Origin of the sequence: Pseudonocardia autotrophica (assembly GCF_003945385.1) — a bacterium.
GTDB classification, from domain to species: domain Bacteria; phylum Actinomycetota; class Actinomycetes; order Mycobacteriales; family Pseudonocardiaceae; genus Pseudonocardia; species Pseudonocardia autotrophica.
Window position 1 is genome coordinate 6,215,664 of sequence record NZ_AP018920.1, and the last position, 14,761, is coordinate 6,230,424.

Sequence of the window (14,761 nt, forward strand, 5' to 3'; positions counted from 1 at the left end):
TTGTAGTCCCCTTCCCCTAGACCCGGCGCCGCTTGGGCGGACGGCAGCCGTTGTGCGGCTGCGGGGTGACATCGGAAATGGTGCCGACCTCGAGGCCGGCGGCCTGCAGCGAGCGGATCGCGGTCTCGCGACCCGAACCCGGGCCCTTCACGAAGACGTCGACCTTCTTCATGCCGTGCTCGGCGGCCTTGCGGGCCGCGTTCTCGGCAGCCAGCTGGGCGGCGAACGGCGTCGACTTGCGCGAGCCCTTGAGGCCGACGTTGCCGGACGAGGCCCAGGCGATGACGGCACCGTTCGGGTCGGTGATCGACACGATCGTGTTGTTGAACGTGCTCTTGATGTGGGCGTGCCCGTGCGCGATGTTCTTCTTCTCGCGACGGCGGACCTTCTTGGGTCCGGTGCCCTGACGTGCGCGGGGCGGCATTACTTCTTACCTGCCTTCTTCTTACCGGCAACGGTCTTCTTCGGGCCCTTGCGGCCGCGCGCGTTGGTCTTCGTGCGCTGGCCGCGGACCGGGAGACCGCGACGGTGGCGGATGCCCTGGTACGAGCCGATCTCGATCTTGCGGCGGATGTCCGCCTGCACCTCGCGGCGCAGGTCACCCTCGACCCGCAGGTGCTCCTCGATGTAGTCGCGGAGCTTCGTGACGTCCTCGTCGGTCAGATCCTTCGACCGGAGGTCCGGGCTGATCGCCGTTCCCTCGAGGATCTCCTTGGACCGGGCTCGTCCGACCCCGAAAATGTAGGTGAGCGCGATCTCCATCCGCTTGTCGCGGGGGAGGTCGACGCCGGCAACACGTGCCATGCGGCGTTGTCTCCATTCGGTTCTCGTTCCAGGTCTTCCCGACGTCCGTCCCGTTCCGCCGCTGCGATACGGGCCCCGGCCTGGTTCCGGGGGTGCTATCGGGCCCTCGTGGCCCGGTAGGTACGTCGGGGGCTTCTGCTGAAGCGATCAGAGGATCGCGACGCGTGGCTCGCCGTGACCGGCGGTGATCAGCCCTGACGCTGCTTGTGGCGCAGGTTCGAGCAGATCACGATGATCCGGCCGTTACGGCGAATCACCTGGCACTTGTCGCAGATCTTCTTGACGCTCGGCTTGACCTTCACGTCGTCTGCCTCTGTCCGTTGTTCTTCTGGGGCATGCGACCGACCGTGACGAGCACGGCAGTCACTTGTAGCGGTAGACGATGCGGCCGCGGCTGAGGTCGTAGGGCGACAGCTCGACCACCACCCGGTCCTCCGGGAGAATCCGGATGTAGTGCTGGCGCATCTTCCCGCTGATGTGCGCGAGTACCCGGTGGCCGTTCTCCAGCTCCACCCGGAACATCGCGTTCGGCAGGGGTTCGACGACCCGGCCCTCGACCTCGATCGCCCCGTCCTTCTTGGCCATGTCCTCCGCTATCCGTGACAGGTGTCGGTTGCTCCGCACTGCCGGACTGACGACCGGCGGGGCGGTGGATGCGCACGAACGGGCCCGGGCCGGGCGTGTGAACACGACGGACCGGCGCCACAGAGCGCACCAGCTGTCAAGTGTACGGAGGTCCGGCGGGGCGACTGCACGCGGGGGTGACCCACGGGGCCGGCACCGGCAACGGTACCGGCCCCCGCCGGCGCTGCGAGTCCGCGCAGGTCCCCGCGGCCGCGGCGACTACAGCGCCTTCAGCTCCTCGCTGACCTGGCTCACGCTCTGCTTCGCGTCGCCGAACAGCATCGAGGTGTTGTCCATGAAGAACAACGGATTGTCGATGCCGGCGAAGCCCGATCCCATCGAGCGCTTGAGCACGATGACGTTGCGCGACTCGTCGACGTTCAGGATCGGCATCCCGTAGATCGGGCTCGACGGGTCGTTGCGGGCGGCCGGGTTGGTGACGTCGTTCGCCCCGATCACCAGCGTCACGTCGGTGCGGGAGAACTCGTCGTTGATGTCGTCCATCTCCTTGAGCGCGTCGTAGGAGACGTCGGCCTCGGCGAGCAGGACGTTCATGTGCCCGGGCATCCGGCCGGCCACCGGGTGGATCGCGTACTTGACCTCGACACCCTTGCTCTCCAGCAGCTTGGCCATGTCCTTGACCGCGTGCTGGGCCTGCGCCACCGCCATGCCGTAGCCGGGGACCACGATCACCTGCGACGCGTAGGCCATCTGGATCGCCGCGTCGGCCGCCGAGGTGGACGTGACGGTCCGTTCCACGCCGTCGTCGGCCGCCGCCGCCTGCGTCCCCCCGAAGCCGCCGGCCACGATCGCCGGGATGGTCCGGTTCATCGCGACGGCCATCTGGTTGGTCAGGATCGAGCCGGAGGCACCGACGATCATGCCGGCGACGATCATCGCGGTGTTGTTCAGCGCGAGCCCGGCGGCCGCCGCCGAGAGGCCGGTCATCGCGTTCAGCAGCGAGATGACGACCGGCATGTCGGCGCCGCCGATCGGCAGCACGACCAGCACGCCGACCACCGCGGCCAGCACCAGCACGGCGATCACCCAGATCTCACCGGCCCCGCCGAGCCCGGCGACGACCGCCGCCACCACCGCGAGGACCAGCAACAGCAGGTTCAGCGGCTGCTGCACGCGGCCCAGGCCGATCGGGCGACCCGGCAGGATCTCCTGCAGCTTGCCGAACGCGATCAGCGAGCCCCAGAACGAGATCGAGCCGACGATGGCCGCGAACATGGTGGCGATGACGATGTAGACCGCGGTGTCGACGAAGCCGTCGGTGTTGCGGAACTCGGCCCACGCGATCAGCGCCACGGCGCCACCGCCGACGCCGTTGAACAGCGCGACCATCTGCGGCATCTGCGTCATCTTGACGTTGCGCGCGGACGGGACGCCGAGGATGGTGCCGACCACCAGGCCGAGGATGATCAGCAGCCAGTTCGCCTGGACCAGCAGCAGCGTCGCACCGACCGCGATCGCCATACCGACCGCGGCGATCCAGTTGCCGCGCACCGCGGTCTTCGGGCCGGTCAGCCCGGACAGGCCGTAGATGAACAGCGCGAACGCGATGATGTAGAGCACCGGGACGATCACGGCCAGCGGGCCGGTCCCCAGGGTGTCGGTGGCGGCGAGGATCTCCGCGTGGCCGCTCACGAGCCGCTCCCGTTCTTCTCGGCGCCGGTGCCGGCGCCCGCCTTACCCGGCTGCTTGCCCTTGAACATGCCGAGCATCCGGTCGGTGACCAGGAAGCCACCGACCACGTTGATCACCCCGAACACGATCGCGACGACCAGGATGATCGCGTCGGCGACGCCGACCTCCTCGCGCCCGAGCACCACGATCGCGCCGAGCAGCACGATGCCGTGGATGGCGTTGGTGCCCGACATCAGCGGGGTGTGCAGGGTGTTGGGGACCTTCGAGATCACCGCGAAGCCGACGAAGCCGGCCAGTACCAGGATGGCGATGTTCGCCAGCAGTCCGGAGTCCATCAGGAACCCTCCTCCTCACGCGTCACGCAGGACTTCGCCAGTACCTCGTCGGAGAGGTCCGGGGACAGATCGCCGTCGGTGACCATCAGTTCCAGCAGCGCGGTGACGTTGCGCGCGTAGAGCTCGGAGGCGTGCTCGGGCATTCCGGACGGGAGGTTCAGCGGGGACAGGATGGTCACGTCGTGCCGGACCACCGTCTCGCCGGGCTCGGTGAGCTCGCAGTTGCCGCCCGCCTCCCCCGCCATGTCCACGATCACGCTGCCCGGCCGCATGCCCTGTACGGCCGCGGCGCTGACCAGCCGCGGCGCGGCCCGGCCCGGCACCAGCGCCGTGGTGATCACGACGTCGAACCCGGTGATCGCGTCTTCCAGGGCCTGCTGCTGCTTCGCCCGTTCCTCGTCGGTGAGTTCGCGCGCGTAGCCGCCCTCGCCGGCCGCGTCGATGCCGAGATCGAGCCACTGCGCACCCAGCGAGCGGACCTGGTCGGCGACCTCGGGCCGGACGTCGTAGCCGGTGGTCCGAGCCCCGAGCCGTTTCGCGGTGGCCAGTGCCTGCAGCCCGGCGACACCCACCCCGAGCACCAGCGCGGTGGCCGGCTTCACGGTGCCCGCCGCGGTCGTCAGCATCGGGAAGAAGCGGGTGGAGTGCTCGGCCGCGGCCAACACCGCCTTGTAGCCCGCGACGTTCGCCTGCGACGACAGCGCGTCCATCCCCTGTGCCCGGGAGATCCGCGGGATCGACTCCATCGCGAACGCGGTCACGCCGGCGTCCCGCAGCTGCGCCACCGTGTCCGGGTGGGTCAGCGGCGACAGGAACCCGATCAGCACCTGGTCCCTGCGGAGCTTCCCGATCTGCTCCGTGGTCGGCGGGTTCACCACCGCGACCACGTCGCACGCCCAGGGATCGCCGATCGTGGCGCCCGCCTGTGTGAACTCCTCGTCCGGGATCAGCGCACCCGCGCCGGCACCCGCCTCGACCACGACGGTCGCTCCACGCCCACCGAGTTTCCCGATCACCTTCGGCACCAGCGCCACCCGGCGCTCGCCTGCCCGGATCTCCTTCGGCACACCGACAGTGACCGTCTTCTGCGGGTCGTCCCGCCCGGCCTCTTCGCCCATGCCGGGAACCTAGTCCACCCGCAATGGTCAGCGGCCCCACGACGTGACCGGGACTACCCCGTGGGGGAGCTTCCGGCCGTCGATCCCGGCGGAGCTGTATCGATCCGACGGCGCGCTACCGGCCCGGCAGCACTGAACCGATCCAGCCGCACCGGGTCCGATTCGGCCGCGCCCGGTCGATCCCGCGGCGCCGGATCGATCCGGCGCCGCAGCGCGATCAGGCGCCGGGGCGGTCCGGCGCTCCGGCCGGCGCGGTCAGCAGCCACGGGCCGTCCTCGGTGACGGCGACGGTGTGCTCCCAGTGCACGGCGCGGCCGCCCTCGGCGGTGACGACGGTCCAGCCGTCGTCCAGCTCCAGGGTCTCCGGGTCACCCGCGACGAGCATCGGCTCGACCGCGAGGGCCATCCCGGGACGCAGCCGCGGGCCACGCCCCGGCTCGCCGTGGTTGGGCAGGAACGGGTCCATGTGCATCGAGGTCCCGATGCCGTGCCCGCCGTACTCGGCGACGATCCCGTAGTCGGCACCGTCCGCCTCGGCGGCCGCACGGCAGGCCTCCTGCACCGCGTAGGAGACGTCGGTGAGCCGAGCGCCCGGCTGCACCGCGAGGATGCCGGCGTCGAGTGCGGACCGGCAGGCCGCCGACAGCGCGAGATCCGCGGGCGCCACCTCACCGACCGCGATGGTCACCGCGGAGTCACCGTGCCAGCCGTCCAGGATCGCGCCGCAGTCGACCGAGAGCAGGTCACCATCGGCCAGCACCTGCGTCGACGACGGGATGCCGTGCACGATCTGGGCGTTCACCGACGCGCAGATGCTCGCCGGGAAGCCGTGGTAGCCGAGGAACGACGGAACGGCGCCGCCGTCCCTGATGGTCTGCTCGGCCAGCGCGTCGAGCTCGGCCGTGCTCACACCCGGCTTCGCCTGCTCGGTGACGGCGGCGAGGGTGGCGGCCACCAGCGCGCCCGCCTCCCGCATCGCCTCGAGCTGGCGCAGGGTCTTGAGCTCGATGTCCCGACCCCGGTAGCGGGCGATGGCGCCGCGCAGGCCGCCCCGTCCGTTCATGCGTTCCCTCGGTTCCTCGCGGTGCCGGCCGGCGGCCTGCGCCGGGTCTCAGGCGCCGTGCTTCTTCAGCGCCTCGAAGACCCGGTCGGTGATCTCGCCGACCTCACCGACCGCGTCGATGGTGACCAGCTGGTCACGGTAGTGGTCCAGCAGCGGCGCGGTCTCCTCGCGGTACACACGCTGCCGGTTACGGATGGTGTCCTCGTTGTCGTCGCTGCGCCCGCGGCCGAGCAGCCGCTGCACGACCACCTCGTCCTCGACGTCGAACTGCACGACCGCGTCGAGCTCGAGGCCCTTGTCCTTCAGGATCTCGCCGAGCGACGCCGCCTGGGCGGTGTTGCGCGGGAAACCGTCGAGGATGAACCCCTTCGTGGTGTCGGCGTCGCCGAGACGGTCACGGACCATCCCCACCGTCACCTCGTCGGGGACCAGGTCCCCCGCGTCCATGTACCGCTTCGCCTCGCGACCGAGTTCGGTCTCGTCGCGGAGATTGGCGCGGAACAGGTCGCCCGTCGAGATGTGCGGGACGTCCAGCCGCTCGGCCATCCGCTCGGCCTGCGTCCCCTTGCCCGCACCAGGCGGTCCCACCAGAACGAGTCGCACGCGAACCCGACCTCCTGAAGTCTCATCTACCCGACACCGGCATCGCCGCCGGCGCCACGGTGCCGCAACACCCGATCCGAGGCCGGGGCCCCGACCGGGGTCCCGCACGGCCACGCTTCGGCGAGCCTAACGCAGGAAACCCTCGTAGTTCCGCTGCATGAGCTGGCTCTCGATCTGCTTCAGGGTGTCGAGGCCCACTGTGACCATGATCAGAACCGCAGTGCCGCCGAACGGGAAGTTCTGGTTCTGACCGGTACCGGTGATGCCGAGGAAGAAGTTCGGGAGCACCGCGATGATGCCCAGGTAGAGCGAGCCCGGCAGTGTGATGCGGCTGAGCACGAAGTTCAGGTACTCGGCCGTCGGGCGGCCCGGCCGGATGCCCGGGATGAAGCCGCCGTACTTCTTCATGTCCTCGGCGCGGTCGTCCGGGTTGAACGTGATCCCGACGTAGAAGTACGTGAAGAAGATGATCAGCGCCATGTACATGATGATGTGCACAGGACTGGACTGATCGACCAGATAGGTCTGTACGAACGTCTGGAACCAGCCGCCCTCGTTCCCGGCGAGCCGGGCGACCAGGTCGGGCAGGTACAGCAGCGAGCTACCGAAGATCACCGGCACGACGCCGGCCTGGTTGACCTTCAGCGGCAGGTACGTCGAGGTGCCGCCGTACATCCGGCGCCCGACCATCCGCTTGGCGTACTGGACCGGGATCCGGCGCTGGCCGTTCTCGACGAAGACGACGCTCGCGATGATGGCCAGACCGAACACGCAGACACCGGCGAAGACCAGACCGCCGGAGTTCTCCAGGATGAGCCGGCCCTCGGCCGGGATCCGGTGCGCGATGGAGGCGAAGATGAGCAGCGACATGCCGTTGCCGACACCGCGCTCGGTGACCTGCTCGCCGAGCCACATCACCAGCGTCGTGCCGGCGACCATCGTGGTCACGATGACGACCAGGGTGAAGACCGACGAGTCCGGGATGATCGGGAGCGCACAGCCCTGGAACAGCTGTCCGCGTTCGGCGAGCGCCACGAACCCGGTCGCCTGCAGGATCGCGATACCGATCGTCAGGTAACGGGTGTACTGCGTGAGCTTCGCCTGGCCGGACTGGCCTTCCTTCTTCAACTGCTCGAACCGCGGGATGACGACCTGCAGCAGCTGCACGATGATGCTCGCGGTGATGTAGGGCATGATGCCCAGCGCGAAGATCGACAGCTGGAGCAGTGCCCCGCCGGAGAACAGGTTGATCAGCGAGTAGACGCTCGCATTGTCGCCGCCCTCGACCTGGCGGACACATTCCTGGATGTTCGGGTAGGACACCCCCGGCGAGGGGATGTTCGCCCCGAGCCGGTACACCGCCACGATCGCCAGCGTGAAGAGGATCTTCTTGCGGAGATCCGGCGTGGTCAGGGCCGACCGGACTGCGCTGAGCACTCGGTGATCCTCCTACGACGTCGGCGGCCCGACACCGCCTGCGCCGGCCCCGGACGGGGTCGGCCGGCTGGGCGGCGCATTCCGCGCCTCCCGGGCCGGGTGGGGACCGAACGGTCCCTCCCTGCGGGGGCGCCATGACTGCGCCGGTCCCGCTGCACGTGGGCCCGAGGGCCGATCGTGACTCTAACAGCGGCTCGGAAACACCTCGGCGCCGCCCACGGGCCCCGCCCGCCGGAGCGGATCAGGGGCACCGTGGACGGCGCCGTGGCGACGTTCTGCCCTCGGGTCCGGCTCGTCAGAGCTCGGACACCGAGCCACCCGCCGCGGAGATCTTCTCCCGGGCGGAGGCGGAGAACTTGTGTGCCTTGACGGTGAGGGCGACGCCCGAGAGCTCACCCTCGCCGAGCACCTTCACCAGCTGGTTCTTGCGCACCGCGCCGGCCTCGACGAGCTCGGCCGGGCCGACCTCGCCACCCTGCGGGAACAGACCGGCGAGGTCGCCGACGTTCACCACCTGGTACTCGACCTTGAAGCGGTTCTTGAAGCCCTTGAGCTTCGGCAGCCGCATGTGCAGCGGCATCTGCCCGCCCTCGAAGCGCGGCGACACCGTCTTGCGGGCCTTGGTGCCCTTGGTGCCGCGGCCCGCGGTCTTGCCCTTCGAGCCCTCACCGCGACCCACCCGGGTCTTGGCGGTCTTCGAACCCGGGGCCGGACGCAGGTCGTGCAGCTTGATCACGGAGTTGTCGTTCTCGCTCACTGCGCCACCTCCTCCACGGTCACGAGGTGGCGCACCGTGTGGACGTACCCGCGGTTCTGCGGGGTGTCCGGGCGCTCCACCGTCTGCCGGATCTTGCGCAGGCCGAGCGAACGCAGCGTGTCGCGCTGGTTCTGCTTGGCCCCGATCCGGCTCTTCACCTGGGTGATCTTCAACGTGGCCATGTCGCTCACACCCTCGCCGCGTCGGCCTCGGCGCGCTGACGCATCATGCTGGCCGGCGCGACGTCCTCGAGCGGCAGGCCGCGGCGGGCCGCGACCTCCTCCGGACGCTGCACCGCCTTCAGCGCCGCCACCGTGGCGTGCACGATGTTGATGGCGTTGTCGGAGCCGAGGGACTTGGACAGGATGTCCGAGATCCCCGCGCACTCCAGCACCGCGCGGACCGGGCCGCCGGCGATGACACCGGTACCGGGCGAGGCCGGGCGCAGCATGACGACGCCCGCGGCGGCCTCACCCTGCACGCGGTGCACGATCGTGCCGCCGATGCGCGGGACGCGGAAGAAGTTCTTCTTCGCCTCCTCGACGCCCTTGGCGATCGCCGCCGGCACCTCCTTGGCCTTGCCGTAGCCGACGCCGACCAGTCCGTCACCGTCGCCGACGATCATCAGCGCGGTGAAGCTGAACCGGCGGCCGCCCTTGACGACCTTGGCCACGCGGTTGATCGTGACCAGCCGCTCGATGTACGGGGTCTTGTCCTGGGCCGCCCCGCCACGGCCACCGTCGCGGCGGTCCCGGCTGTTGCGGTTGTCGTTGCTACCGCCGCCAGGCCCTCCGCCGTCACGCCGCGTACGTCCCGGCATCAGACGATCCCTTCAGTCTTCTCGGTCTGGTCCATCAGAACTCCAGGCCTCCCTCGCGGGCGGCGTCGGCCAGTGCGGCGATCCGCCCGTGGTAGCGCAGCCCACCGCGGTCGAACACGACCGAGGAGATGCCGGCTTCCTTGGCGCGGCTGGCGATCAGCTCGCCGACCTTGGCCGCCTTGGCCTTCTTGTCGCCCTCCACACCGCGGACCTCGGTGTCCAGCGTCGACGCGTGCGCCAGGGTGTGCCCGGCGAGGTCGTCGATCAGCTGCACCGTGATGTGCCGCGACGAGCGGTTGACCGCCAGGCGCGGACGCACCGGCGTTCCGGAGATCTTCTTGCGGAGCCGGGCGTGCCGACGGATGCGCGAGTCGCGGCGCACCCGCGACACCTGCGACGCCATCCGCCGCCGGGCGGCACCCGACACGGTGTCGTTCGTCTCGGCCATCACTTACCCGTCTTTCCGACCTTGCGGCGGACCTGCTCGCCGGCGTACCGCACACCCTTGCCCTTGTACGGGTCCGGGCGGCGCAGCTTCCGGATGTTGGCGGCGATCTCGCCGACCACCTGCTTGTCGATTCCGGAGACCGAGAACCGGGTCGGGGACTCCACCGCGAAGGTGATCCCCTCCGGCGGCTCGATCACGACCGGGTGCGAGAAGCCCAGGGCGAACTCGAGGTTCGAGCCCTTGAGCGCGACCCGGTAGCCGACGCCGTGGATCTCCAGCTTCTTCTCGTAGCCGGCGCTCACGCCGACCACGATGTTGTTGACGAGTGAGCGGGACAGGCCGTGGAAGGCCCGGACCTCGCGCTCCTCGTTCGGGCGCTTCACCAGCACCGCACCGTCATCGTCGCGCTCGACCGAGATCGGCTCGACGACGGTGTGCGACAGGGTGCCCTTGGGGCCCTTCGCGGTGACCGTACGGCCGTCGATGGTGATCTCCACGCCGGACGGAACGGTGACGGGCAGCTTTCCGATGCGAGACATCGTTCGTTACCCCTCTCTCACCAGGCGTAGGCGAGGACTTCGCCGCCCACGCCACTCCGGTAGGCCTGCTGGTCGGTCATCAGACCCCGCGAGGTCGAGATGATCGCCACGCCGAGGCCCCCGAGGACCCGCGGCAGGTTCGTCGACTTCGCGTAGACCCGCAGACCGGGCTTGGAGACCCGGCGCAGGCCGGCGATGCTCCGCTCACGGTTGCGGCCGTACTTCAGCTCGACGACCAGGGACTTGCCGACCTCGGCGTCCTCGGTGTGATGGGCGGCGATGTAGCCCTCCTTCTGCAGGATCTCCGCGATGGAGACCTTCAGCTTGGAGTGCGGCATCACCACGCGGTCGTGGTAGGCCGAGTTCGCGTTCCGCAGACGGGTCAGCATGTCTGCGATCGGATCGGTCATCGTCATGGTGTCTGTCTCTTTCCCACCGTGGTTCCGCGTACCCGGCGCGGCGCCCCTGTCCGGGGCGCCGTACCGGTGCGGCCTTCGGCGATCGGGTCGACCCGGGCCCCGCGGCGCGGGGCCTCTCGGATCACCAGCTGGACTTGCTCACACCCGGCAGCTCGCCGGCGTGCGCCATGTCGCGCAGGCACACGCGGCAGAGGCCGAACTTACGGAAGACCGCACGCGGCCGGCCGCACTTCTGGCAGCGGGTGTAACCGCGAACCGCGAACTTGGGCGTCGCGTTCGCCTTGTTGATGAGCGCCTTCTTCGCCATTCGCTCAGTTCTCCTTGAACGGGAAGCCCAGGTGACGCAGCAGCGCCCGGCCCTCGGCGTTCGTGGTCGCGGTGGTCACCACGGTGATGTCCATGCCACGCGGGCGGTCGATGTTGTCCGGATCGATCTCGTGGAACATCGACTGCTCGGTCAGGCCGAACGTGTAGTTGCCGCGACCGTCGAACTGGTCGCCGGAGAGGCCCCGGAAGTCCCGGATACGCGGCAGCGCGATGGTCAGCAGCCGGTCCAGGAACTCCCACATGCGGTCGTTCCGCAGGGTCACCTTGGCGCCGATCGGCATCCCCTCGCGCAGCTTGAACTGCGCGATCGACTTGGTCGCGCGGCGCAGCTGCGGCTTCTGGCCGGTGATGATGGCCAGGTCGCGCAGCGCGCCGTCGATCAGCTTCGAGTCCCGGGCGGCGTCGCCGACACCCATGTTCACCACGACCTTGGTCAGGCCGGGGATCTGCATGACGTTGGTGTAGCCGAAGTCCTCACGGAGCTTGTCGAGGATCTCGTCGCGATAGCGCTGCTTGAGACGCGGGAGGGTCTTCTCTGCGGTGGTCATCTCAGATCTCCTTCCCGTTGCGCTTGGAGATCCGGACCCGGCGGGACGTGCCGTCCTCGCCCTCCACCTTCGACTTGCCGATCCGGGTCGGCTTGCCGTCGGAGTCGACGACCATCACGTTCGAGACGTGGATGGCCGCCTCCTGGGTGACGATCCCACCGCTCTCGGCTCCACGCTGGTTCTGGCTGATCCGGGTGTGCTTCTTGATCCGGTTCACGCCTTCGACCAGCACGCGCTGACGCTCCGGGTAGGCCGCGATGACCTTGCCCTTGGCGCCCTTGTCCTTACCGGCGATCACCAGAACGGTGTCGCCCTTCTTCACCTTCATCTTCGCCTTCATGAAATCAGAGCACCTCCGGAGCGAGGGAGATGATCCTCATGAACTTGCGGTCGCGCAGCTCGCGCCCGACCGGGCCGAAGATTCGGGTCCCCCGAGGTCCGTTGTCCGGCTTGATCAGGACAGCGGCGTTCTCGTCGAATCGGATGTAGCTGCCGTCGGGACGGCGCTTCTCCTTCTTGGTGCGCACGATGACCGCCTTGACGACGTCACCACGCTTCACGCCGGCGCCGGGGATGGCCTCCTTGACCGTGGCGACGATGACGTCGCCGATCCCGGCGTAGCGCCGCGCGGAGCCGCCCAGCACCCGGATGCACAGGATCTCCTTGGCACCGGTGTTGTCGGCGACGCGCAGCCGCGACTCCTGCTGGATCACGTGACTCTCCTACTTGGCCTTCTCGAGGATCTCCACCAGCCGCCAGCGCTTGGTCGCCGACAGCGGACGGGTCTCCATGAGGCGGACACGGTCGCCGATGCCGGCGGTGTTCTCCTCGTCGTGCGCCTTGACCTTGCTGGTCCGGCGGATGACCTTGCCGTACAGGGGGTGCTTGACGCGGTCCTCGAGGGACACCGTCACGGTCTTGTCCATCTTGTCGGACACGACCAGGCCCTCGCGGACCTTGCGCTCCCCGCGCTGCTCGTTCTGCTCGGTGCTGCTGTCAGTGCTCACGCCGCGCCCTCGCTCTCGGTCGGGGCGGCGGACAGGCCGAGCTCACGCTCGCGCATCACCGTGTAGCAGCGCGCAATGTCGTGGCGGACGGCCCGCAGCCGCCGGTTGTTGTCCAGCTGCCCGGTAGCCATCTGGAAGCGGAGGTTGAACAGCTCCTCCTTGGCCTCCCGGACGCGCACGACCAGCTCCTCGTCGGAGAGCTCGCGCAGCTCGGCGGCCTTGGTGTTGCCAGTGCTCGCCATCAGATGTCACCACCCTCACGGGACACGATCCGGCACTTCATGGGCAGCTTGTGGATGGCCCGGCGGAGCGCCTCGTGGGCGGTCTCCTTGTTCGGGAAGGTCATCTCGAACAGCACCCGTCCCGGCTTGACGTTCGTGACCCACTTCTCCGGCGAACCCTTACCGGAACCCATCCGGGTCTCGGCGGGCTTCTTCGTCATCGGGATGTCCGGGAAGACGTTGATCCAGATCTTCCCGCCACGACGGATGTGCCGGTTGATCGCGATACGCGCCGACTCGATCTGCCGGTTGGTCACGTAGGCCGGCTCCAGCGCCTGGATGCCCCAGTCGCCGAAGGTGACCGCCGTGCCGCCGCTGGCCATGCCCTTACGCTTCGGCCGGTGCTGCTTGCGGTGCTTGACCTTGCGTGGGATCAGCATCTCTAGCTCTCCCCACCGTTGCTCTGGTTGTCACCGGACGCGGGGGCCTCGACGGTCGCGGTGGCCGCGCCGCCCTGGCTGCTCTGCGCGGCGCGCCCCGCCTCGGTGCTGGTCGCGGTGGTGCCCGAGGCACCCGAACGGCGACGGGCCGGACGCTCGCGGCGCGGGCCGCGACCGGGGGCCTCGGCGGCGGGCGCGCCCTCACGGCGGCCTCCGACGACGTCACCCTTGTAGATCCAGACCTTCACGCCGATCCGGCCGAAGGAGGTCCGCGCCTCGAACAGGCCGTAGTCGATGTCCGCGCGCAGCGTGTGCAGCGGGACCCGACCCTCGCGGTAGAACTCCGACCGGGACATCTCGGCACCGCCGAGGCGGCCCGAGCACTGGACCCGGATGCCCTTGACCTGCGGGCTGCGCATGGCCGACTGGATGGCCTTACGCATCGCACGCCGGAAGGCGACCCGGTTCGACAGCTGCTCGGCGACGCCCTGGGCGACGAGCTGCGCGTCCGACTCCGAGTTCTTGACCTCGAGGATGTTCAGCTGGACCTGCTTCTTGGTCAGCTTCTCGAGGTTGCCCCGGATCCGGTCGGCCTCGGCGCCACGCCGGCCGATCACGATGCCCGGACGGGCGGTGTGGATGTCCACCCGCACCCGGTCCCGGGTCCGCTCGATCTCGACCTTGGAGATGCCGGCCCGCTCCATGCCCTTGGAGAGCATGCGGCGGATCTCGACGTCCTCCTTGACGTACTCGGAGTACTGCTTGTCCGCGTACCAGCGGGACTTCCAGTCCGTGGTGATGCCCAGGCGGAAGCCGTGCGGGTTGATTTTCTGCCCCATCAGCGGGCCCTCCCCTTCGCACCACGACGGCCGGCCTTGCTCGGCACGGACTCGACCTCGATGGTGATGTGGCTCGTCCGCTTGCGGATCCGGTACGCACGCCCCTGGGCGCGCGGCCGGATGCGCTTGAGCGTCGGGCCCTCGTCGACCATCGCCACGGCCACCACCAGGGTGTCCGGGTTCAGGTCCAGGTTGTTCTGGGCGTTGGCCGCGGCGCTCGCCACGACCTTCGCCACCGGCTCGGCCGCCGCCTGCGGCGAGAACCGCAGGATCGCGAGCGCCTCGTCGACCGGCAGGCCGCGGACCAGGTCCACGACACGACGGGTCTTCATCGGCGAACTACGGACGAACCGAGCCACGGCGCGCGCACGAGTCGGCTCGAGCGCAGCGCCGGTGGTGTCGGCTGCTGTGTTCACAGCGTCAGCCATCTCTCTCCACCTCTCCTAGTCGCTACTCGGGCCGGCTTCTAGCGCCGACGCGCCTTGCGGTCGTCCTTGATGTGTCCCCGGAAGGTCCGGGTCGGGGCGAACTCGCCCAGCTTGTGCCCGACCATCGAGTCGGACACGAACACCGGCACGTGCTTGCGGCCGTCGTGCACCGCAATGGTGTGACCGATCATGTCCGGAATGATCGTGGACCGACGGGACCACGTACGGATGACGGTCTTCTTGCCGGACTCGTTGAGGGCGTCCACCTTCTTGAGCAGGTGGTCGTCCACGAAGGGGCCCTTCTTCAGGCTGCGCGGCATCTTTACCTCCC

General features: G+C 69.2%; 26 protein-coding genes. All 26 read right to left on the reverse strand.

Annotation, left to right across the window (positions count from 1 at the left end; translation table 11 throughout):
• Window positions 1-16: 16 nt before the first annotated feature.
• On the reverse strand, window positions 17-424 hold the full coding sequence (gene rpsK / locus Pdca_RS28780; protein ID WP_085912609.1) for a 30S ribosomal protein S11: 408 nt from the start codon (window positions 422-424) through the stop codon (window positions 17-19).
• A complete protein-coding gene (rpsM, locus tag Pdca_RS28785) occupies window positions 424-804 on the reverse strand; it encodes a 30S ribosomal protein S13 (RefSeq protein WP_085912608.1) in 381 nt (126 codons plus the stop codon). The genes rpsK and rpsM overlap by 1 nt, the downstream gene beginning before the upstream one ends.
• Before the next feature lie 188 nt (window positions 805-992).
• Window positions 993-1,106, reverse strand: a complete 114-nt coding sequence (gene rpmJ / locus Pdca_RS28790; protein ID WP_010228516.1) for a 50S ribosomal protein L36 — start codon at window positions 1,104-1,106, stop codon at window positions 993-995.
• Between the two features lie 61 nt (window positions 1,107-1,167).
• Window positions 1,168-1,389 (reverse strand): translation initiation factor IF-1, encoded by a 222-nt coding sequence (gene infA, locus Pdca_RS28795; protein WP_010228514.1) that lies wholly within the window; start codon window positions 1,387-1,389, stop codon window positions 1,168-1,170.
• Window positions 1,390-1,647: 258 nt separating this feature from the next.
• Window positions 1,648-3,027, reverse strand: a complete 1,380-nt coding sequence (locus Pdca_RS28800; RefSeq protein ID WP_085912697.1) for an NAD(P)(+) transhydrogenase (Re/Si-specific) subunit beta — start codon at window positions 3,025-3,027, stop codon at window positions 1,648-1,650.
• A gap of 50 nt (window positions 3,028-3,077) precedes the next feature.
• A complete protein-coding gene (locus Pdca_RS28805) occupies window positions 3,078-3,416 on the reverse strand; it encodes an NAD(P) transhydrogenase subunit alpha part 2 (RefSeq protein WP_085912607.1) in 339 nt (112 codons plus the stop codon).
• A complete protein-coding gene (locus Pdca_RS28810) occupies window positions 3,416-4,534 on the reverse strand; it encodes a Re/Si-specific NAD(P)(+) transhydrogenase subunit alpha (protein WP_085912606.1) in 1,119 nt (372 codons plus the stop codon). The genes Pdca_RS28805 and Pdca_RS28810 overlap by 1 nt, the downstream gene beginning before the upstream one ends.
• 217 nt (window positions 4,535-4,751) lie before the next feature.
• Entirely contained in the window at window positions 4,752-5,597 is an 846-nt protein-coding gene (gene map, locus Pdca_RS28815) for a type I methionyl aminopeptidase (RefSeq protein WP_085912605.1), read from the reverse strand.
• A gap of 48 nt (window positions 5,598-5,645) precedes the next feature.
• Window positions 5,646-6,200, reverse strand: coding sequence for an adenylate kinase (locus Pdca_RS28820; RefSeq protein ID WP_085912604.1), 555 nt, complete (start codon window positions 6,198-6,200; stop codon window positions 5,646-5,648).
• Window positions 6,201-6,326: 126 nt separating this feature from the next.
• A complete protein-coding gene (secY, locus tag Pdca_RS28825) occupies window positions 6,327-7,637 on the reverse strand; it encodes a preprotein translocase subunit SecY (protein ID WP_085912603.1) in 1,311 nt (436 codons plus the stop codon).
• A 295-nt stretch (window positions 7,638-7,932) separates the two neighbouring features.
• A complete protein-coding gene (gene rplO, locus Pdca_RS28830; RefSeq protein WP_085912696.1) occupies window positions 7,933-8,373 on the reverse strand; it encodes a 50S ribosomal protein L15 in 441 nt (146 codons plus the stop codon).
• 17 nt (window positions 8,374-8,390) lie between these two features.
• Window positions 8,391-8,576, reverse strand: a complete 186-nt coding sequence (gene rpmD / locus Pdca_RS28835; RefSeq protein WP_085912695.1) for a 50S ribosomal protein L30 — start codon at window positions 8,574-8,576, stop codon at window positions 8,391-8,393.
• A gap of 5 nt (window positions 8,577-8,581) precedes the next feature.
• Window positions 8,582-9,214, reverse strand: a complete 633-nt coding sequence (gene rpsE / locus Pdca_RS28840; RefSeq protein ID WP_085912602.1) for a 30S ribosomal protein S5 — start codon at window positions 9,212-9,214, stop codon at window positions 8,582-8,584.
• Window positions 9,215-9,248: 34 nt separating this feature from the next.
• A complete protein-coding gene (gene rplR, locus Pdca_RS28845; protein WP_269462822.1) occupies window positions 9,249-9,662 on the reverse strand; it encodes a 50S ribosomal protein L18 in 414 nt (137 codons plus the stop codon).
• The gene (rplF, locus tag Pdca_RS28850) at window positions 9,662-10,201 is read right to left on the reverse strand and encodes a 50S ribosomal protein L6 (protein WP_085912601.1); all 540 of its coding nucleotides are present in this window, start codon (window positions 10,199-10,201) and stop codon (window positions 9,662-9,664) included. Before rplF ends, rplR begins: the two co-directional genes overlap by 1 nt.
• A gap of 17 nt (window positions 10,202-10,218) precedes the next feature.
• Window positions 10,219-10,617: a 30S ribosomal protein S8 gene (rpsH, locus tag Pdca_RS28855; protein ID WP_010228487.1), complete on the reverse strand. Its 399-nt coding sequence runs from the start codon at window positions 10,615-10,617 to the stop codon at window positions 10,219-10,221.
• 124 nt (window positions 10,618-10,741) lie between these two features.
• Window positions 10,742-10,927 (reverse strand): type Z 30S ribosomal protein S14, encoded by a 186-nt coding sequence (locus Pdca_RS28860; protein ID WP_068797778.1) that lies wholly within the window; start codon window positions 10,925-10,927, stop codon window positions 10,742-10,744.
• A gap of 4 nt (window positions 10,928-10,931) precedes the next feature.
• Window positions 10,932-11,495: a 50S ribosomal protein L5 gene (gene rplE, locus Pdca_RS28865; RefSeq protein ID WP_085912600.1), complete on the reverse strand. Its 564-nt coding sequence runs from the start codon at window positions 11,493-11,495 to the stop codon at window positions 10,932-10,934.
• Between the two features lies 1 nt (window position 11,496).
• Window positions 11,497-11,823, reverse strand: a complete 327-nt coding sequence (rplX, locus tag Pdca_RS28870) for a 50S ribosomal protein L24 (protein WP_085912693.1) — start codon at window positions 11,821-11,823, stop codon at window positions 11,497-11,499.
• 16 nt (window positions 11,824-11,839) lie between these two features.
• Window positions 11,840-12,208: a 50S ribosomal protein L14 gene (gene rplN, locus Pdca_RS28875; protein ID WP_068797776.1), complete on the reverse strand. Its 369-nt coding sequence runs from the start codon at window positions 12,206-12,208 to the stop codon at window positions 11,840-11,842.
• Between the two features lie 9 nt (window positions 12,209-12,217).
• Window positions 12,218-12,502, reverse strand: coding sequence for a 30S ribosomal protein S17 (gene rpsQ, locus Pdca_RS28880; RefSeq protein WP_085912599.1), 285 nt, complete (start codon window positions 12,500-12,502; stop codon window positions 12,218-12,220).
• Entirely contained in the window at window positions 12,499-12,744 is a 246-nt protein-coding gene (gene rpmC, locus Pdca_RS28885; protein WP_085912598.1) for a 50S ribosomal protein L29, read from the reverse strand. Before rpmC ends, rpsQ begins: the two co-directional genes overlap by 4 nt.
• Entirely contained in the window at window positions 12,744-13,163 is a 420-nt protein-coding gene (gene rplP, locus Pdca_RS28890) for a 50S ribosomal protein L16 (RefSeq protein ID WP_085912597.1), read from the reverse strand. The genes rpmC and rplP overlap by 1 nt, the downstream gene beginning before the upstream one ends.
• A gap of 2 nt (window positions 13,164-13,165) precedes the next feature.
• Complete coding sequence (gene rpsC / locus Pdca_RS28895) at window positions 13,166-14,002, reverse strand: 30S ribosomal protein S3 (protein WP_085912596.1); 837 nt, start codon at window positions 14,000-14,002, stop codon at window positions 13,166-13,168.
• On the reverse strand, window positions 14,002-14,430 hold the full coding sequence (rplV, locus tag Pdca_RS28900) for a 50S ribosomal protein L22 (RefSeq protein ID WP_085912595.1): 429 nt from the start codon (window positions 14,428-14,430) through the stop codon (window positions 14,002-14,004). The genes rpsC and rplV overlap by 1 nt, the downstream gene beginning before the upstream one ends.
• Window positions 14,431-14,468: 38 nt before the next feature.
• The gene (gene rpsS, locus Pdca_RS28905; RefSeq protein ID WP_020622935.1) at window positions 14,469-14,750 is read right to left on the reverse strand and encodes a 30S ribosomal protein S19; all 282 of its coding nucleotides are present in this window, start codon (window positions 14,748-14,750) and stop codon (window positions 14,469-14,471) included.
• Window positions 14,751-14,761: the final 11 nt, after the last annotated feature.